This is a genomic window from bacterium (genome assembly GCA_036524115.1).
Lineage (GTDB): Bacteria > JAUVQV01 > JAUVQV01 > JAUVQV01 > DATDCY01 > DATDCY01.
In genome coordinates this window covers 20,304-41,083 of the sequence record DATDCY010000328.1, presented here as the reverse complement: position 1 = coordinate 41,083, position 20,780 = coordinate 20,304, and the positions used below count along the sequence as shown (strand labels likewise).

Here is a 20,780-nt window from a genome sequence, read left to right as displayed (position 1 = left end):
CTAGTTCCCCGAGTACGCGTAGGTCGTGAAGAAGAGCTTGATGTCCGAGATGCCGTTGTTGCTGCGGTCCCCCGTCCCGCCGAGCACCAGCGGCCCGTTGATGAAGGTGTCCAGCCCTTCGCCCGGGTCGTAGAGCAGGCTGCGCCCGGGGATGATGAGCATCCACTTCGTGTTCCAGACCGAGCGCCCGACGAGGCGCGTGTCGTACGTCAGCTCCGACGGCTCGAGGTAGCCGCTGTCGTGGTAGGCCTTGAAGTCCGCCTGGCGGCGCGGCGCGCCGAACTCGTCGAGGATGGTGTTCACCGACGGGATCCAGGCGCGGTCCCCGGACAGCTCGCGGGCGTTGACCAGCTGCGGCACCGGCAGGCGCTGGTCCAGCACGCGCCAGGCGCGGATGTCCCCCGCGTCGCCCGTCGGCGAGCGCGCCACGTCCTCGCCGGCGGGCACGAGGTAGACGCGCGGCGTCTGCGCCAGGCCCGTGGCGTTGTAGTTGCTGAACCAGACGCCGACCGAGCGGACCTTGGTCGCGAAGTTCGCCGCGCTGTAGTAGCTGTCGCCGCCGCCGAGCGGCCAGCCGAAGAAGTTCAAGCCGGAGGTCACCGTGGTGCGGAAGGGGATCACGAGACCCGGCTGCGCCACGCCCGGCGCCGCGAATGGCCGGCAGAACCGGCGGAACTCCGGCACGGCCCAGAGGTCGTCGACCCGGTACTTCGCGAGCGCCCCGCGCCACGTTTCGTCCGAGCCCGCGTCGAAGCGCACCCGGAAGAGCTCGCGACGCAACGAGAAGCGGTTGGTCTCGATCTGCGGGTTGTTGAAGCCGAGCTGCGGTTTGAGCACCTGGAAGTTCATGGCCAGACGTCGCAGCACGTCCGCGAGGCCGGTGCCGGTCAGCGGCTGGCCGCCGAGCACGGTCCCGAGGCTGCGCTCTTTCACGATGTCCTTCAGGAACGCGGCGCCGGCCATGCCGCTGGAGTCGAGCAGCGTCGTCTCGTAGTCGTAGGCCTTCGCCGCGAGATAGGCGTAGCGCCCCGCGAGGTCGAGCTGCGCCTTGTACTTCTGGAGCCCGTCGTTGCGGAACACGCGGAACGTCATGTCGGTGTAGCGGTAGTCCTGCACCTGCGCCGCCGTCTGCTTGCGGAAGCGCAGGCGCTCCTCGAGGATCCGTTCGCCGGCGGTCAGGCCGTTGAGGTAGCGCGCGGCGCTCTGCTGGAGGCCCTCGACGAGCGTGTAGAGCTCCTGGCGGAGCACCGCCTCGCGCCGGACGAGGTTCTCGAGCTGCAGGATCTGCTGCTTGACGGCGAAGTCGCCGCGCATGGTGGTGACCGTCACGTTCCCCTCGGCCCCCGCGACTTCCTTGGCCTGCTGGTTGCTCAACTCGGTGACCTGCGAGTAGTCCGCCTGCTGGTTGAACATCAGGGACATCCCCTGCCCGACGGCGAGCGCGATGGCGCGCGCCGCCCCCATGGCGTCGGTCGCCATGCCGATCACCTTCGGGAAGGCCTCCATCGCGATGTTCGCGACGAGGATCGCGTCCTGCGCCGCCGCCCGGTCGTCCGCCGCCGACTCGCGCGCCTCGAGGATCGAGGCGTTGATCTCGGTCACCTTCTGGTTCGCGTCCTGGATGACCTTGATCTCCTCCGCGTTGAGGCCGTACTGCGCCACGATCAGGTCCCGCTGGTCCTCGACCTGGCCGATGAGCGTGTCGTACTCGATGATGGCGCGCTCGAAGCGCCCCTGGAGCTGGAGCAGGTCGGACCGCGCGAGCTGCAGGGCGCCGACCGCGCGCCGGTTGCCCGTCCAGGCCGCGGGCTTGACGATGCCGAAGCGCCGGTCCTCGTCGATCGTGAACGTCACCGGCACCTCGGTCTGGGTCAGCCCCCCGGCGGCGTCCGCGGTCAGGTCGCGGAAATTGACGGTGTAGTCGAGCTGCCGCGGCGCCGTCGTCGCGTTCTGGTCGGAGTTCGCGTCCCCCATGAGCTGGGAGGGCTCGACGTACATGTAGTGGTAGAGGTCCGGACCGCTCTGGCAGTAGTCCGTCGCGTAGAGCTTGCCGGGGCCGCAGTCCTCGGGGTACGGATAGCCGAAGACCTCGACGAGCCGGCTGGTGAAGTCCGCCTCGCGGTCCGCGACCGTCCGCTTGAAGTCGTCGAGGCGGTCCTGCTGCCGGCGCAGCATCTGCGAGGACTGGTTCGCGTAGTCGAAGACCGTCGCCGCGTTCTGGAGGCTCTGGAGCGCCCGGTTGTAGATCTGCTCGAAGTGCGTCTGCCCGGAGGCGACGAGCACCGGGTCGATGTCGAACGGCACCGTGTCCTTGGCCACGCCGAGCGGGTTCAGCCCCGCGTCGGCCTGGTCGAGGGTGGCCTGGATCGCGTCGTACTGCGCGGCGATCTCCCGCAGCTCGACCACCGTCGTGCGGTCGACCTTCTTGATGCCCTCCGCCGGGAGGCTGACGCGGAAGACGATCTCCCGCGTCGCCGCCGGGACCGGCGCGAAGTCGATCTGCGCGCGATGGACGGCCTGCACCTCGTCGTAGATCAGGGTGACGGTGTAGCCGGAGGTCTGGAGCGCGTCGTCGACGTAGATCTCGAGGCCCCCGCGCGCGTAGTCCGCGCCGAGGACGTAGCGCGGCTGCACCGGGGCGGGATAGGTCTCGATCTTCCTGATCGTCGTCGAGTTCGACGGCAGCAGCGCGTTGCCCATCGCCCAGTCGAGATACGCCCCCTGGCCGGCGCGGCTGGCCCACTCCGCCAGGCCCCAGGCGCGTGTCGGGTTGCTGTCGCGATAGCCCTGCCACTGCTTCTGCGGGTCCTCGTCGTAGAAGCGCCGGTAGGTGAGGTTGACAAGGTCTGCGCCGGCGCGCGCCCGGGCCGCCGCGGCGTTGGCGAAGAGCCGCTCGTCGCGGTAGTCGACCTCCACGGGCGCCTGCGCCACGAGGATCGCCTCGACGGTCGGCACCCAGGCGACGCCGTCGTGGGTGATCAGGTAGTAGAGCTTCTCGATCGCGCTCAGGTAGTGACCCCAGGCGTCGCCGTGCCCCTGGGGGAACATGGCCTTGGCGTCATACTCGTTGATCTCGCCGTCGGGCGTGAGCGGGTCCTCCACGCTCGCGACGTCCTGGATGTTGTAGACCTGCCGGTAGGCGACCTCCCCCTCGCCGATCGTGAAGTTCCAGGGGAGGCGGTTGTAGTAGGGCCGCATCCCGGCGTCGTCGCGCCCTTCCAGCAGGGCCAGTTCCTCGTCGAGGAGCGCGTCCACCTGGTTCTGGAAGGCGAACATCGAGGAGGCCATGGACCCGTACTGGCCATCCTGAGTGCCGAAGCCCACGGTCGGGTCCGCGGAGTCCGCGTACGCCTCGTTGCCGAGGAGCATGTAAAGCGTCGAGAGGCGGTTGGCGGCGAAGAGGACGGCGTCGCGCAGGCTCACGTCCGGCGGGGCGGCGTCGATGCTGAGCGCCAGCGCGCGGTTGAGCAGCGTCTCGTAGAGCTCGATGAGCCCGAGGCGCTTGAGGTACTCCGGGTCGTCGCTCAGGGCGACGTCCCCCTCGTAGGCGCGGCCGGCCTGGGCGATCATGTTGGCCACGGTGTCCGCGTCGGTCTTGTGGAAGTCCTTCACCTTCTGGTCGAAGAGGTTGATCTTCTTCACGACGCGCTTGACCCACCCTTCCGCCAACTGCGGCGCGGTCCACGGGCTGATCATGGTGCACGCGGCGGGCGGGACGTTGTCCGGCGGATCCGCATGTGAGTTCAGCGAATCCCGGTAGCGGTAGCGCACGGAGAACCAGCGGTCGGGGAGAAGCTGCTGGCCGGTGCCGATCGGCGTGATGTCGACGAGGCCGCGATAGGCGTTCTGCCCGTCGGGCATCGGGAAGGGCGAGGGGTCCGTCGGCGCGGGCAAGGAGTTGGCGGGGTTGAACGGGAGCCAGTTCTCCCCCGGCGTCCCCGGCCCCTCCGGGATGCCGGAGTAGTTCTGGAGGTAGACCCACTCGAAGTAGCGCATGTCCGGCAGGCCGCCGAAGTCTCCGTTGTGCCGCAGCGTGACCTTCTCCTCGAAGGGGTTCGGCGACTCGATCACCTTGAGGTCGCCGCGATACAGCGGGCAGTCGACCTCGATGACGCTGAGCATGGTCGGCGCCGCGCAGTCCGGGTGGTTGTTGAAGGCGAGAGTGACGAAGCCGGTGTTGTCCACATTCCCCGCCGAGAGCGCCTTGAAGTCCGCCTGCCAGCGCGCCAGGCTCGGCTTGCCGGCGAGGTTCGCGGTGCCCCGCTGCTGGACATTCACCAGCGCCGCGAGCAGCACCGGCTTGGGCTCCTGCGGGTCCTCGAGCTTGAGGGCGGTCTTGATGCCGTTGAGCTCCCGGATGCTCAGCGTGTTGAGCAGGAGCACCGGCTCGCCCGTGGTCGTGATGTACTGGCCCGAGAGCTTGAGTTTCTTCGCCACCGCGTCGTAGATGAGGCGCTGCTGCAGCTGCGGCGGCAGGTCCAGGAAGACCACCCGGCTGCCGACGGCGACGGGCGGATCGGTCTTGAGCTTGTCCACCTCGGCGACCACCGCCGGGTCCAGCGCATCGGGGTCGGCGGGGTATTGCGTCCCCTTGTCCGGGTACCTGATCTCCTTGAGCGGGTCGAAGAGCCGCACACCCGCCTCGTCCCAGAGCTTGGCGACGATGCACTGGTCCTTGACGTTCGGCAGCCCCTCGGTCTCGCCGGCCTGGGTCTTGGCGTCCGCGAGCGTCTCGCCGACGTAGAGGGTGGGCGTCGGCGGCCAGATGACGTTGTACGTGATCGGCGCCGGGTCCCAGGCCGCATTCCAGTTCGTCCAGGCCGGGTTGTAGCCGAGGAAGGGGACGCAGGTCCCCGCCGGCTTGTCGGGGTAGCCGTTGTTGTCCAGGTCGAACCAGAAGCTCTCGTGGAGGCGGTAGAACTGATAAGTCCTCACGGTGACGCCGCCGCGGATGGAGAAGAGCTTGTTGTCCTTGTCCTTGAGCGCCGTGGCCGTGGCCATGTTCGAGCCGTCGGCGGCGTAGTGCACGGCGTCCGACCAGGTGCCGTTGTGCGGAGAGGCGGGGTCGGCGGGGTCAACCCCGGCCGGCAGGACGTCGCGGCAGGGCCCGAAGACGAACTGGTTCAGCGGGTACGGCGGGTTGAACTCGTTGCCCGCCTCCGGACTGTACGCCAGGTTGCCCGGGGTCACCGCAAAGACCTTGAAGCGCCACTCGCCGCTCACCGGGTCGCGGTGCTTGACCAGGGCGTAGGGCTGCGAGGTGTAGCGCACCGGGTTCGCCGCCCAGTCGCCGGCGTTGAAGCGGTTCATGTCGTTGCGCAGCGGGAACGCGCCGGGGTTCGGCGTCCCCTCCGCCGCGAAGAGCAGTGTGTGCTCCTCGTTCGGGTTGAAGCCCGGCAGCTTCCGGTCCGGCTGGTTGTAGACGATCATGTTGTCCCAGGCGCCGAAGGTGTCGGGCGGCAGCTGCCCGGAGCCGAGGGCGCTGGCGATCTCGATCCGGTCGCAGGCACCGTTCTGGCCGCCGACGCAGGTGGTGGTCGGCGCGGGCCAGGCCGGGTCGTAGCGCACGGGCTTGAAGGGCCAGCAGACGCCGGGGGCGCCGTCCGTGACGCTCCCCTGACGGCGGTACCAGATCACCACGAGATCGTCCGCGACGGCGTTCGGGTCGTCGTCGTTCACCGCGAAGATCTGGCCGCTGCGCGTCGGGCGGTCGTAGGCGCGCTTGTCCCCGACGCCATCGTAGGGCGCGATCTCGTTGAGGATGTAGCCGCCGCTGCAGGCCTCATTCGGCTGGTGCTCCGCGTCGGTGACGAGCGCGCCAACGCCGGTCGTCTTCTCGATCGGGTAGACCGGGTCGACCGGCGGCAGCGCCCCGAGGGTGCCGTTGTAGGGGGCGCCGGTGACGTTCGTGACGCCCTGGTGGTCCCAGGTCAGCGTGCGCACGACCGTGAAGAACTCGCGCTTCTCCGGCGCGGGGTTCACCGAGTCCTTGAAGAGCAGCGTCGTCCAGCCGTCCTGCGGCGCCGTGAAGCGGTCCGAGGAGATCATCGCGCTGCTCTCGGACCAGAGGATGGCGACCGAGCTGAAGCGCGTCCCGGCGGGCCGCAGCTCCACCGGCGGCGCGTCGGCGACGTGGAACACGGGGTCGGCAGGAGTCTTGATGATCCCCATGACGAGGATCGGGGTCGTGCGCTCCTTGTCGGCGTACCAGGTGAGCTGGATCGGGTAGGGCGCGATCGCGTAGAGCTCGTTGGTCTCCGTGCTCCAGTAGACCGCCGCGGGGTTGTTCACGTCGGGCCTCTGCCCGGCGACGGCGCCCGCCGGCGGCCCGATCTTGCGCCCGAGGGTGTAGGGCACGAGCGCCTTGTACTGGATCGGGAAGAGGTCGGACAGCACGAACTGGTTCGGGTCGGAGGCCATCTCGAGACGCAGCCGCCAGGTGCCGACGTGCGCCGCGCCGAAGGTGTAGGGGACGGTGTAGCCGACCCCCAGCGCCGTCTTCCAGGTCCCCAGCTCGATTCGCCGGCCGGCGTCGGTCACGAGGAGGAGGCGCGCCTCGTACTCGCCCGCCTGCTTGACGCGCCCGTCCATCTGCTCCGGGAACGGGTCCTTCGCGTCCCACTGGATCCGGTACTCGTAGCCGGTGGCGACGATCTTGCCGTTGATTCGCAGGTTCTTGAAGGCCTTGGCCGTGCCGTCCACGGCAGCGCCGCCGTAGTAGTCGCTGTACTCGTGGGCGCCGAGGTCGAAGCGAGCGCCGCTCGTGCTCTCCTGCGCGCCCTGGAGCGTCACCGGCTCCTCGCGCCCGTCGATCGCCCGCACCGATCCGCGATAGTCCGAGAAGAGGTCGTCGATCGTCGTGCCGGTGTCGACGGCCCGCGATGCGGTCCGCAGCCGCAGGTCGGGCGGCGTGGCGGTGGGCGCGACGAAGACGCTGCCGGCGAGATCCCCGCCGTAGATGTGCGACGCCGCGTTGTCGGTGTTGCTCCAGACGATGCTGTAGCTGAGGTTGTTGGCGTCCGTGTCCGGCGAAGCGCCGGCGGCGTTGTTGCCGGTGAAGATGCAGTTGCGGACCTCCGGCGACCCGTTGGCGTCGCGCAGCCCTCCCGCCCCGCCGCCCGTGAATCCGCCGTTGTGCAAGTTGGCGTAGAAGGTGCAATTGGTGATCTTGCACCCCGAGCCGTAGGCGTAGGCGCCGCCGCCCCAGCTCGCGGTTGCGGTGCTGGCGACCGAGTTGTCGTAGAAGATCGAGTTCACCACCCGCGACGGCGCGGCGGTCGTCGAGATGTTGTTGACGTAGAGCCCGCCCCCGTAGACGGCGCTGTTCTTCTCGAAGAAGCTCCCGTTGACGTAGGCGCCGTAGGCGGTGAGGTAGGCGCCGCCGCCGTACGCGTAGGCGATGTCGTAGGGGACGGTGTTGGAGAGGAAGGTGCAGCCGAGCACGACGGTGTCTTGGGCGGTCGAATAGAGTCCGCCGCCGTAGTTCGACTGGTTGCCCTCGAATCTGCAGCCGATGACCCGGCTGCCGTCGGCGTTGGACCCGAGGTAGAGTCCGCCGCCCTGGTTGCGCGCGATGTTCGACGAGAACGCGCAGTTGCTGACGGTCACGACCCCGTCGGCGTAGATCCCGCCGCCGCGGTCGCTGCTGGAGGCGACGAGGTGATTGTCGGCGAAAACGCAGTTGACGATCTCCATGCTCGCGTACTGGCCGACGTAGACGCCGCCGCCGTATCCGGCGTTCGGGGAGCCCGGGGTGCTGCAGCCCCTGAAGGTGAAGCCCTCGAGGATCGCCCCCGGCGGGCCGAAGTCGTGGGTCACTCCCCGTCCGACCCCCGCGCAGTCGATGATCGTGGAGTCCGGGCCGCTCTCGGATCGCAGGTGGAGCGCCTTGCCCCGCAGGTTGAGGTTCTTGTCGGCGGCGGAGACATAGGTGTCGGCGGCGACGACGACCTCGTCGCCGCTGAGAGCGGCGTCGATCGCCGACTGGATGTTGACATACTCGGAGGGCACGAGCCGCGCGCGGGTGACGTGGAGGACGACGCGCACCGTCCGGTGCGCGGGCACGCTCGGCGCTTGGCCGGAGACCACGACATTCGCCTGATAGACCCCCTCCTCCAGTCCGCTCGTGTCGACGTGGAGACCGAGCGCCGCGGCATCGGCCCCGACCTCCCCGCTCGCCGGGTCGGGCTCGAGGGTGATCCAGTCCGCGTCCGCCGCCGCGCTCCAGGCGAGGTTCGTGGCGGAGGCGTTGCGGATCGCCAGCGTGGCTACGTCCGGGGGCGAGCCGCCTTTGCGGGCGGTGAGCAGCAGGGTCATCGGCTCGATCACCGGCACCGCCTCCCCGCACCCCCCGTGGTATCCGTAGGCCCCGAGGTCCGGCTTGCCGGCGCCGCAGTCCGGCCCCTGCGGCCACTTGACGCCGTCCTTGTCCTCGTTGACGACCGTCGCGCCCGCCGCAAGGGGCGGCGCGTCCATACCGGCCTCGATGCAGGGGGACGTCGGGAGCAGGTGAAAGACGCCCGGCGCCACGAACTGGGGATCGGCGTCGATGAGGCCGACATAGGTGTAGGGGGAGGCCGCGCCCTTGTACGAGATCGAGTTGTTCCCCCCCTCGACGTTGGAGTAGCCGAGGTTGAGTGTCCCGCCGGTGTCGGCGAAGATCTCCTTCCCCGCGCCGGCGTCCTTCTGGGTGTTGCCGCGCAGGATGGAGTTGTAGACGTAAAGGGCGCCGGTCGTGGCGATGCCGCCCCCGCCGCCGCCGGCGGCGTTCTCGATCAGGTCGCAGTGGTTGACCGAAGCGCCGTCGGTGTAGATCGCCCCGCCATGGATGTACCGTGTGCTGTTGCCGCGGAAGATACTGTCGCTGACTGTCTTGATGCCGTTGCCGGTGACCTTCCCGGTGTAGATCGCGCCGCCGTAGTCGTAGGCGCGGTTGTCCTGGAAGTCGCAGCCGAGGATGTCGTCTTCCCCGGCCGTGATGGCGGCGATCGCCCCGCCGTTCTCCGCGGTGTTGCCGCTGAAGGCGCAGCGCTCGATGTCGACACGGCCCGTGGTCTGCGAGTAGGACAGGGCGATCGCCCCCCCCGTCGCGGCGAAGTTTCCCCGAAAGACCGAGTCGCGCACCATGAGGTAGCGCTGCGTGGCGCTGGCGTTGCTGAGGCCGATCGCGCCCCCGCCCGAGGCGACGTTGCCCTCGAAGAGGCAGTCCTCGATGAAGGTGGTCACCGCGCCGGCGCCGTCGAGGACCTGGACCGCGCCGCCCAGGTTGCCGTCGGCGAGCAGGTTGTCTCGAAACGCGCAGTTGCGGACGATCGGGTACGCGGAGGCGTTAACCTTGACCGCCGTCGCAAAGTGGGTGAAGGTGAACCCTTCCATCACCGTGCTGTTCGTCGCCCCGGCGTTGAAGGTGAAGCTCCCGGCCTGGTACTGGGCGTCCACGATGCAGCGGTCCGGCCCGTTCTCGCTCAGCAGCGTCAGGGCCTTGCTGAACGTGACGCTGCGGTTGGCGGCTCCGATCCACGTCCCGTCGCCGACGAAGATGTGCGAGTCGACGGGCGCGGCAATGGCGGCGGAGATGCTGGCGTAGTCCCCGGGAACGTAGTAGACGCTCTCGTAGTACGTGAGCCGCATGTCCAGCTCGAGCTTCACCGTGCCGACGAAGGTCGAGTTCGCGTTGTCGACGACGAAGACAAGCCGCCGGTTGGCCGGGATCGTCCCCTTCATCCCCCGCAGGTCGATCAGGTGGGAGACGACGCCGTCACTCGGGGGGAGGTGCACCGTGACGTTCTGGGCGGCCGGGAACTCGGTGATCGTGGACGGAGTCACCCCGCTGGCGGCGTGGGCGAACTTGAAGGTCAGGTCGCCGCCGGTCTTCGTCTCGACGCGCACCCTCAGCTCCTTGCCGCGCACCTGCGTCGAGGACGCGTAGAGCTTGCCGTAGAGGATCGCCCAGTTCATCGCCCCGGCGGGCACGGACAGGTCGCCGACGCTCCCGCAGGCGGCGCCGGACTCTTTGAGGACCCCCGTCGTGCGCCGGTCATTGACGCCGCCGCAGACGTAGTTGTAGTTCGTCGCCGTGTCGGGGAAGACGATGATCTCCTTCGCCGCCGCCGGCAGGACGCAGAGCAGGACGACGGCGAGCGCGGCCGGAAGGGCGGACAGCCGCCACCCCGCGCGCGGGCCCTGCTTTCGCTTCCTCGCCACCATCATGCCTCGCCACCCCCCTCCCTGCGTGAGATTCCGTCCCGTGCCCATCGCCGTCCGCACCGTCGCTCCGCTCATCGTCGTCGCCTCCGCCTAGAGCTGGAGCTGGCCCACGTCGCTCACCCTCCGCAAGCGGAAGGTGCCCCTGACCTCGACGCCGTAGGACGCGTCGCCGGGGTCCGGTTGCGACGGGTCCGCCGGGTTGGCCCGGCGCAACCTGATCGTCTCGCTGTAGCGCCCGCCGACCTCGCTGCTGCCCCAGCCGAGGAACGGCACCCCCGCGAGGGAGGAACCGGCCGGGTCGTCGAGGAGGAACTCGAATGCCGGCAGCCGCTGCACCTCATAGGAGTCCTTCGCGGAGTGGTCCTTGTGGTACTGGTGGACGAAGGGGTTCGTCGGGTCGTTCGGCGCCAGCGTCAGATCGAAGCCCAGCGTGCTCCCGGGTGCGAAGGAACCTCCGGACTTCGGCTGCGGCGTCGCGAAGCCGAAGGCCGCGGTGCTGATGCGCCGCCCCACCTCCTGGCCGTCGCGCAGCGCCGCGCCCCGGAACTCGCCGAGCCGCAGCGGGTTGGCGACGAGCACGAACTGCCCGGGCTGGTCCACCACGAGGTGCCCGACGTTGTCCGGGTCGGCCTTCCAGGTCCCTTCCCGCCAGAGCTGCACCACGTCGCGGAGCAGGCGCACCTGCGGCGTCGCGTCGTCGCTGACGTGCACGATGACCCGGAAGGCAAACGGCGAGCCCACCGCCGTGGCGTCCGGCGAGCCGCTGCCGTTGTCGCGCACCTTGTCCACCACGACGCTGCCGACCCAGAGCCCCGCCGTGCTCATGCCCCTGACCTTGGCCGGCAGGAGAATGCTCATCCCCACGCCGTCCCGGATCTCGACGTTGTCCTCGAAGGTTCCCCCCGAAGCAAGGCCGGCCCGGACGGCGCCGACCCGCAGCCGGTGCTGCCCGCCGGCGGCGATCGCCAGGGCCGGGTGCGACGTGAGCAGGTTCCGCCACTCGTGACGCCAGGCCGGCGTCGCGGGCGGGGCCTGTTCCACCCACTGGCCGTGATACAGCTGGGCGGTGCCGCTGACCGCGCGGACCGTGACCGTGCGCGGCCCGGGCCCGCTGCCGTCGTTGCGGATGACAACCACCTGCTGGTCGAGGACCGCGCCGAAGTCCAGCCCGTTGCCCTGCTCGAGTTGGACAGCGAGCGGCCCGGCGAATGTCGATGAACCCTGGCTGTAGACCCAGAACGCCTCTCCCGGCTGCATCTTGTCGGTGGAAACGGCGCGCTTCCAGGTCCCGCTCGCGTTGTCGAGGCGGTAAATCTCCGGCCCCGGCAGGTCCGGGAGCGGCGGGGTGAGGTAGTGCGCCGGCGACGCGGCGAAGAAGTCGAAGTAGGTCGGCAGAGCCCCCGGCGCCAGGCTGCGGTCGAGGTGAAAGCCCACGAGGTTGAAGGAATTCGGCTTCCAGTCGGCCTTCGGGACCGCCGGCTGGCCGCTGACGTTCCAGGACTGCGGCGAGGTGCCGGTCGCGATCTTCACCAGGTAGGCCGTCTCGCCGCGGATGGCGTGCAGGTTGGTGATCAGCGGGTTGCCGGGGACGTACGCCAGCATGTACGGCGGCGGCTCCACCGGGAGGCCGGGGTCCTGGACGAACTGCACGGTGGAGGTGTTCCGGTTCCAGGCCCAGACGCTCTCGAGCCCCGCCACCCCGGCGAGCACGGCCGCCGGGTCCTGGTTCGCCGGCTCGACTTCGAGGAAGACGGCGTTCCACCCTGCCAGCAGCGGGACCGACTGGATGACGGTCGCCGCACGCGCCGGCCCCGACGCCAGGATCACCGAGAGAACGCCTGTGAGCACCACCAGCCGCCGGAGCGTCGCCTTGTCCATCGTCCGTCCCCCTTGCCCCCGTGTCGTTCGTTCAGTCGTTCGCGGCCCGCGGCTCACCACGGCTGCGGAATGAACTGGTCCATCCCCTTGGCGAGCCCCATGACCACGACGAGCTTCGCCGTCTCGTCGCCCTGCCAGAAGTAGTTCGGCCCCGTGTGGGCGACCGTCGCAGCCGACATCCGGTCGGCGAGGGAGCTCACCTCGTCGAGCGGCTTCTCGATCTTGTCGGTGATGTCGGTCTCGAGCGAGCGCATTTTCTCGGCGATCGGGTTGGTGAGATACGTGCCTCCCGGGATGCTGCCGACGAACTCCAGGGCGTTGCCGGCGATGCCGGCCGCGCTCTCGGCGACGCCGCCGACGTCCTTGAGCACGCCGCCGGCGTCGGAGAGGAAGCTCTCCATGCCCTCGCCGCCGGCCTCCCGCACCTGCTGGATGATCGGCTTGGTCATCACCTCGCTGTCGATCGCCCCCCAGACCTCGTTCAGCGCGTAGTCCAGGTCCAGGATGTCGGACTCCAGGAGGTTCGTGACGAGCTGCTTGAGCACGGGGCTGCCGATCTGGCTCATCAGCGCGTCGACCGCAACCTTGACCAGCTCCTTGATGAGGAAGTTGACGATGTCCTGGATGGAGATGTCGGCCAGCTTCCCGCCGGTCTCCTTGACCTTCCCGACCAGATCCTTCGTCTCCTCGCCGGGCGTGTAGTCGGTCGGCTCGGGCGCGCCGATTTCCCGGGCGAGGTCCTGGTTGCCGTACGTCCCCCGCGGGTCGGTGAAGCGCAGCGGGTTGTTCCAGCCGTACGCGTACGCGTCGGCGAACGCCGGGTCAACGCTGACGAAGCGGCCGGTGACCGGGTCGAGCGAGCGGGCCCCAAGGGCGACGAGACCGGTCTCGGCGTCCAGCTCGGCGCCGGTGAAGGCGTAGGCGGGATCGAACCCGGCGCGCTCGGTGTAGCGCGTCCGGCCGTACGGGTAGTACTCGTTGCGCGCGACGACGGCGCCGGAGAGGTCCGTGACCACGGCGGTGCTGCCGATGTGGTCCGGGTGGTAGAAGAAGATGCGCGTCGGGCGCGCCGCGAGCGCCAGCGACGCCGCCGACCCCGCGTGGACCCAGTAGGCGCGGCCGGGCTCGACGAGCGTGAGCGGCGCGATGCCCTGCGGCGGCGCGGCCGACCAGGCCTGCCACGTCGCGGCGCCCGTCTCGTAGGCCCACACGGCATCGGGCGCCGCCGCGGCGAAGGCGTCGGCGGCCGGCAGCGCGTTCTCCGCCGGGCACGCGACGAGGTTCCAGCCCGGCGAGAGCGCGATGGCCGCCGTGGACTTCGTCCCCGTCACCGTCAGCTCGACCGTCTCGGTGGCGCGTATGAGATACCCCCGCCGACCGTGCAGCTCCGCCGGCGCCACGTAGGCCTGCGCCGCGGCGTCGAACGTCCACACGCCGTCGTACTTGCCGGCGATCGGCGCCAGCACCGCCGCGAGCGCCGGATCTGCCGGCTCCACCTCCAGGGAGAAGAAGTTCCAGCCCTTGCCGAAGCGCAGCGTCTGCTGCCCGCTCTCCGCGCCGGGGGCCAGGCGCCCCTCGATCTGCGCCACGCGCCGGTCGCCGGCGAAGATGCTCTTGACGGGCCGCCCGTCGCGCAGTTCGTAGCCGCGGTCGATGTACCAGGCGGACGAGACCGCGGCGCCGGCGCTCAACTCCTTGATCACGCGCTGCCCGGCCCAGTCGTAGACGAACCGGGCGACGGCGGTCCCGACCTGCGCGCGGACCATCCGGTCGTTGAAGTCCCACTCGTAGGCATCGCCGGCGCCCCGGCTCGTCATGTTGCCGTTGTCGTCGTAGGCGTACGCCAGCCCGCTCGCTGTCGCCGTGATCGCGTGCGGCCCCGGCGCGGCGCCCGGCGCCCGCAGGCCGCGGCCGCTCGTGCCGCCGGCGCCGCCGTAGGCGAGCGCGCCGAGATTCACGAGGTCGTCGGCGATGTGCAGCGGGTCCGGGAGAGCCGGCGACGAGGTCGACGTCAGGTTTCCGATTGCGTCGTACTCGAAGATGACCGCGCCGTGGGGCCCCTCGGAACGGACCAGCCGGTGGAGGTCGTCGTACTGGTAGGACTGCGTGCCGTCCGACGGCGACCCTGTCACGCCGGGCCGCCCGTCGGCGACGGCGCGGACGTTCCCGACGCCGTCGAGCGCGTAGGCCAGGTCCTGGATCGCCGACCCGGCCGCCGGGGCGGTTGTCAGTCCCGTGAGGCGGTTGCGCGGATCATAGCCGTAGTCGGACGCGAGGCCATTGGCGTACGCGATCCGTCCGACCGCCCCCGACGGCAGATAGTCGATGCCGCTGACGACGCCCGGGATCCGCTCGAGCAGCCCCCCGCCGTTGAACTCGTAGGTCGCTCGGTCCCCGTCGGGGAAGGTCTCCGCCGTCACGCGGTCGAGCGCGTCGTATTCCCACTGGCGCAGGAAGTCCCGGCTCGTGCCGCGGTCGCGGACGCGGCGCAACGCCTCCGTGCGGTTGCCGCGCGAGTCGTAGGAGAAGTGCTGCGCGCCCGAGGGGTCGGTGACCCACGCCAGGCGCCCAGCGAGGTTCGCGGCTGCGGGGAAGTCCGCCGCAGGCGCGTCGTAGTGGTACTCGACCGCCGGGCCCGGCCCCGAGCCGTCGCGCCGGTACTCGGCCAGCAGCCGGTTGGCAGCGTCGTACGCGTAGAGAACGCCCTGACCCTTGTTGTCCACGCGGCGGACGACGTTGCCCGCGGCGTCGTAGCTCGTCTCCACGCGCCCGCGGTCGGGGTCCTCGATGAGCGTCCGCCGGCCGAGACCGTCGTAGGCGAAGGTGCGGACGTTCGCGAGGGCGTCCGTTGCCTGCACCACGCGGCCGAGCGGGTCGTAGGCGTTGCGGGTCGTGTAGGTCTCGGCGCCGTGGTGGGCGCGAATCTCGATCAACCGCCCGAGCCCGTCGAGGAGGAACGTCCGCGAGCGCTCCTCCTCGTCGGTTCGCGTCCTGCCGAGGGGGAACCAGGAGGTCGCGACGTCGCTCACCACGCCGAGCGCGTCCGGCGGGTTGAGACGCAGCACCTCGCGCCCCATGGCGTCCAGGCGGACTTCCGTCGCCGCCAGGACCGCGCTGGGGCGCCCGAAGGCCGCGGCGCCGGCGGCATACGGCTGAAATGCGAATCTCGGCGTGCCTCGCGCGTTGAACGTGACCGCGCGGCTCACCGTCCAACCGGCCTCCGCCTCGGAGACCGTGGCGAGCGGGCGGCCCAGCCCGTCCGTGTACTTGACGACGTCCCAGGTTCCCGCCTCGCCTGAACGCTCGCGGGCGCCCGTCGTCACGGAGCTCGGCCCGGCCGGCCCGGCGGTGAGCGTCAGGCCGCCTGCGGCGTCGTAGTCGTAGGTCAGCCCCCCGGCCGCGTCCGGCAGACGCGGGGCCGCCATGCGAAAATGGAACTCGATGCTCGGCGACTCCGCGCTGTCGCCGGGCTTGACGATAGTCACGAGCCTGCCGAAGGCGTCGTAGCGGAACTCCGAGCGGTTGCGGTTGAAGTCCTCGCTCGCGGTCAGCGCGCCGAAGGCCGCGTGGTACTCGGCGGCGATGGCCAGGTCCGGGTTGCCGCCGCCGACCTGGATCTGTTCGCGCACGGGGAAGGCGTGCAGCAGGGAGTCCCAGGTCACCGTGCGCTGCCCGCCGTTCGGGTCGAGCGAGCCGACGACGTTCCCCCACGCGTCGCGCGCGTTCCGGGTGAGTGCGACGAACTCGCCGGTGCGCACCTTGCCGAGCGTCCGCGTGAGGTTCCCCTTCTCCACCCTCCCGAACGGGAGCCCCGCGTAGTCGGGCCCGTCGTAGTAGTTGAACGTCTCGGCGATGTCGGTCCCGGCGGCGTCCGTCACGCGGCGGCGGCTCGGCAGCCCGATGATCCAGCGCCCGGTGTCGTTGACGTACTCCGTGAGGATGAAGGCCTCGTCGCCCTCGAGCGAGAGGGCGCCCTGACGCCGCTCCTCCGTCGGGTTGCCGAAGTCGTCGTACGCCCACGTCGTGCGCACCGTCTCCGGTGCCGCCGTGCCTTCGTATTGCAGAGCGTCGTTGCGTGTCCGGCAGGCGAGCCGGACTTCGGAGCCGTCCATCGCCGTCAGGAGCGTCCGCACCCGCCAGTCGTTCTCCTCCCGCTGGTAGAGGACGTCCGTCGCCGAGCGAGCCTCCGCAAAGCGCAGCTTGCCGCGCAGGGCCTCCTCCTCGCGGTGGTTCCCGGCGCCGATCTCGTCGATCAGGCCGTCGCCGTCGTCGTCGACACCGTCGGGCCCACCGGTGAAGAAGCCGCTGACGTCCACCCGCGTGGGCGCAGCGGCGTCGCCCGGTTCCGTGACCCGCACCTCGCCGAAGCCGCGGAAGGCGCGCTCGCGGTCCTCGTAGAAGCCGTCGCGGTAGGCAAGCTCGCGGCGCATGCGGTCGGGCCCCGGCGCGTCGTCGAGGTCCATCCCGGTGGTGGTCTCGATCGCGACGACCACCTGGACGGGGAACGGAATCGTCGACGCCCAGGGATGCGCCGTGCGGCCGTCGGCGACGAGAAGCTCCGTGCTCGCGCGCCACTCGATGGCGGTGAGCGCGCCGAGGCCGTTGTCGACGCGCTCGAGCAGGTTCGGGTGCGACGAGCCGCCGAGCAGCACGCCGACGTCCACCATCCGCAGCCGCTCGTCGGCCGTCGAGTCGGCGTAGACGAGGTCGGTCGTGCCGTTCCCGTTGAGGTCGGCCCAGCGCACCGCCGTGCCCGCCGCGTACACGACGGGCATGCCGGTCACGACGATGCGCGGACCGAGCGTGTCGGTGCCGCGATTGAGCCAGCAGTGCAGTTCGCCGACCTCGGCGCGCTCGACCACGAGGTCGGCGAGGCCGTCGCCATTGACGTCCTCGAGCCGCGCGCGGGCGATCTGCCCGTCGGCGCCGTCGGTCAGCGTCGCCCCGGCGATCGGCACCTCGACGGCAGGCGCGAAGCGCCCGTGGCCCATGCCCGCCGCGACGACGAGACACGTCGGCGTGACGCGCACCACGTCGGCGAGCCGGTCGCCGTTCATGTCGGCGAGGCGGACCCCGGGGGTGGAGAACCGCAGGACCGCGCCCTCGTGGCGGGCCCCCGGCGTCCGCACCTCCTCGCTGTAGCGGTCATCCCCGCGGTTGAACCACACGGCGTACCCGTTCTCGGTGCTGAGAACGACGTCCATGCGCTTGTCGAAGTCGAGGTCCGCGACGGCGGCATCCGCGGTCGTGAAGGGCGCGGGAGGCGCCGCCCCGGCGAGGCTCATGCGCCGACGCGCCTTCCAGCCGACGGCGCCGTCGTTCGGGAACCAGGAGACCTCGCCCGCGGCGCTCGTCTGGACGAGATCGGCGATCCCGTCCCCGTCGATGTCCGCGAGGTGAACGCGCGCCTCGGCGAGCTGCAGCTGCGGCGCCACGCCGTCTTCGCTCGCGAGGTAGCGCCCATCGGCCCAGCGCACCCGCCCGCCGGAGAGCGCATCCGCGCCGAGGTTCAGGAACGCCCGGTGGAAGCCGCCCTCGCGGTCGGTCTGGAGGACGTCAGGCAGGCCGTCGCGGTTCAGGTCCACGAGTTCGGCGAGCAGGCTGTCCATCACCGACAGCGGCGCGTTGTCGGTGTCGACGCGGACGCTGGACGCCGAGACGACCGGCGGCGGATCGTGAGCGGCGTACGCGAACGAGATCGGCGGGAGCCAGTTGACGCCGTCGGCGCCGTAGCGGGTGATCTTCGCGAGGAAGGAGCGGTCCGGGTGCGCTCCGTCGTAGGCGATCGCGTAGCGGGCGATCAGCGCGTCCTGCGTCCCGTCTGCGTTCCAGTCCCCCACCGCGCACTGCGCCGGCAGCGTTCCCTGGATGCCGACCTCGATCTTCGCCAGGCGCTTCGCCGTCCGCACGAGGAAGCCGGCGCGGTAGTCCGCCCGCCAGTCCGGCTTGTCCTCGTAGCTGAACGACGCGAAGTAGAACGCCCCCCACGGCGGGGCCCCCGGGCCGTAGCGGATCTGCCGCAGGTACTTCTGGGACTCCGAGCCCGGGTACGACGCCCACGCGTACTGCACGACATTGCCGTTGGTGTCCGTGCTGCGCTCGGGCAGCCAGCGGAAGACCTTCGCCCCGCTCGCGTCCGCCACCTGGCCCGCCGCGCTCGTGCCAAAGTCCACCCGCGTGCCGTTGCGCAGCGTCACCTCCCACCCCGACACCAGCCGGCGGTAGCGCGCAAAGCTCCCCTCGATCCGCGCCCGGTACACCCCGTCGCCGACGGGCACCAACTCCTCCCCGTCCGGGCCCACGTACGTGTCGCTCTCGTCGGCTTCGTCGATCTGCCCGTCCGCGTCGTCGTCGACGCCGTTGGGCCCGTCCACGTACCGCGGCAGCCCCTTGTCCACCTGGCGCGCGATGCTCCCCGGGCCGTAGGTCCAGCCGATCCCCGCGGGACCGTCCCCGAACCCGCTCTCGTACTGCAGCTTCAGCTCCGGCGTGTTGTGCAGCCTCGGCAGCGGGATCTTCACCGCGTAGCGCGCCGAGCCGGTGTTGAGCTGCGGCTGGAACGACTCGCCGAGCCCCTCGATCGATCCGGGGCCCGAGGGCAGCGAGATCGCGTTCGGGGAGACGCCGTTCTTGTCGGCGGCGGACGCGGGGACGGCGGCGAGCACGAGCAGCGCGCCGGCCAGCGCCGACAACACCCGACGCCTCACGGCAGCACCGCCTTGTCCCAGGCGCCGAAGTTGTCGAAATACGCCCGCGCCGCCGTCGCCTGGTAGCCCGCCTTGCCGGCCGCCGCCGCCTTGAACTTGTACATGATCGCCGGCGTCGTCCCCGGCGTCCCCGGGTATGTCTTGAAGTAGACCTTCACCCACCCCGTGTCGTACACGTTCACCCAGAGCCAGTACCAGCCGCCGACGCGCAGCCCCGTGAGCTTCTTGGTCCTCTTGACTCCCGCAGGGTCCGAGCCAATCCCGCCCACCTGGCCCAGCACCAGATTCCACACGCCGTTCTGTTGCTGCAACCGCACGTAGCGGTACCGCGTGTTGCTCGTGTACCCGAACACCAGCGCCCCGTTGGCATAGCTCACGAAGCTGCGCGTCAGCGCGATCTTCGTCTCCAATCGCCCGGCGCGCAGCGCCGCCAGCGGCGCCGGCTTCGCCACCGCCAGCCCGCCGCGCCGCGGGTCCGAGGCGTAATACTTCGTCGACGGGACCGCCCCGAGCACTGCCCAGGCCCCGCTCCTGACCTGCCAGTCCGGGTCCCCCTTGAACGTCCCGTGCGCGAAGTCGTCCCGGAAGATCAGCAGCGAAACCGCCACCGTCCCCCCGGCCACGGCATCCGCGCCCCGGGCGTCTGTCACGCGCAGCGCCACCGGGTAGCTGGCCTTGTCCACGCACCGCCCGCCGCAGAGCAGCGCCTCCGCCGTGCTCCAGGCGATCACCGGCTGCGCGCCCGTGGCGTCGTCGAACACGCCGTCCGCGTCCAGGTCCCACTCCCACGAGGCGGCCGCGTCGCCGCAGGCCGCGTCCGGGTCGCTCGAACCCGTGCCGCTGAGTGCCAGCGATCCCCCCGCGCTCAGCGCGTAGGGGCCTCCCGCAGCCGCAAGCGGCGCGCGGTTGGTCCCGCCGGGGTGCAGCTCCCGCGTGGCGATCACGCTGCGCGGCGGCGCCCCGTCGTCGGTGACCCGCAGGGCCACGGTCACCGGGGTCATGCGGCCCGCGAACCCGCTCGCCGTCGCCACGCCCGTCGCGTCCACCGTGAACGCGATCCCGTCGTAGTCGAAGTCCCATTCGTAGAGCGCGATCGTGCGCTCGGGGTTGCTGTGGTACGAACCGCTCGCGTCGAACGCGATCTGCTCCCCGCACAGCGAGGGGTCGGGGCCGGCCACGAACTGCGCCACCGGGTCGGGCGCGACCGTCGGCTGGACGGTCACCGAAACGGAGGGTTCGATCGACAGGCCCTGCCCGTCGGCTATCGTGACGGTCAGGGTACAGACCAGCGGGGTGCCGCCGGCCACCGGGGCGGTCCAGACGGGGACAGGCGTTTGCGCGTTGTCGAACGCGCCGTTGTCCGCCCCCGGGCAGGAGGCGGACCAGCCGTAGCTGAGCGTGTGCGCCCCCAGGGTGTCCGCGGCCTCCACGTCCAGGTAGACGGCGCCGCCCGAGGGCGTGGTCGACGGCGTCCCGGTCGGGCCGCGGATCAGCACGATCGCGTGCGCCACCGTCAGGGACACGTCCACCGTCTGGAAGGCGCCGCGCGCGCCGATCGTCACCGCGGCGGCCGCCACCCCGTCCAGGTACACCTGCGCGGCGTCACCCTCTCGCGCGGTCCCCGGCTCCCGCGGCTCCATGGCGTCCATCGGCACCGCCAGCGCGTAGCCGTTGAGGGCGCCGGGGAGTGTCCCCAGCGAGAAGGTGGCGATCGGGTCCGGTGCCCCGCTCAGACGCAGCGACACCGTCCCCCACGTCCGCGCGGAACCGTTGACCGTCACCGCGCCGTTGACCAGGTGCGGCGGCTCGGGAAGCAGCGCGTACGCAGCTGCCGGGAAGAACACCAGGAACAGCTGCGCCGTCACACACCGGAGCAGAAGGAACGCCCTGCAGTCCCACATGGCATTCGCTCGCTTTCGCGGCCTGGATACTCATGAGCGCCCCCAAGACGGCGAGTCGCCCTTCATCATCGTTCGGTGCGTGTCCTGG

Annotated in this window: 4 protein-coding genes; all 4 read right to left on the bottom strand. The window is 70.7% G+C overall.

Translation table 11 applies throughout. The features are described from left to right. The 4 genes from VI078_15940 to VI078_15925 are packed head-to-tail and all read right to left on the bottom strand — an operon-like array spanning position 1 to position 20,656. Positions 1 to 10,281 (bottom strand): hypothetical protein, encoded by a 10,281-nt coding sequence (locus VI078_15940; GenBank protein HEY6000778.1) that lies wholly within the window; start codon positions 10,279 to 10,281, stop codon positions 1 to 3. 15 nt (positions 10,282 to 10,296) lie between these two features. Continuing rightward, positions 10,297 to 12,084 carry a hypothetical protein gene (locus VI078_15935; protein HEY6000777.1) on the bottom strand — a complete coding sequence of 596 codons (1,788 nt, stop codon included), beginning with the start codon at positions 12,082 to 12,084 and terminating at the stop codon, positions 10,297 to 10,299. Between the two features lie 53 nt (positions 12,085 to 12,137). Continuing rightward, positions 12,138 to 18,791, bottom strand: a complete 6,654-nt coding sequence (locus VI078_15930) for a toxin TcdB middle/N-terminal domain-containing protein (protein ID HEY6000776.1) — start codon at positions 18,789 to 18,791, stop codon at positions 12,138 to 12,140. Further along, the gene (locus tag VI078_15925; GenBank protein ID HEY6000775.1) at positions 18,788 to 20,656 is read right to left on the bottom strand and encodes a hypothetical protein; all 1,869 of its coding nucleotides are present in this window, start codon (positions 20,654 to 20,656) and stop codon (positions 18,788 to 18,790) included. Before VI078_15925 ends, VI078_15930 begins: the two co-directional genes overlap by 4 nt. Positions 20,657 to 20,780: the final 124 nt, after the last annotated feature.

Bases quoted from the DNA above. Each gene is read 5' to 3' on its own strand.
- VI078_15940 (HEY6000778.1), bottom strand. From the start codon at position 10,281: ATGAGCGGAGCGACGGTGCGGACGGCGATGGGCACGGGACGGAATCTC.
- VI078_15935 (HEY6000777.1), bottom strand. From the start codon at position 12,084: ATGGACAAGGCGACGCTCCGGCGGCTGGTGGTGCTCACAGGCGTTCTC.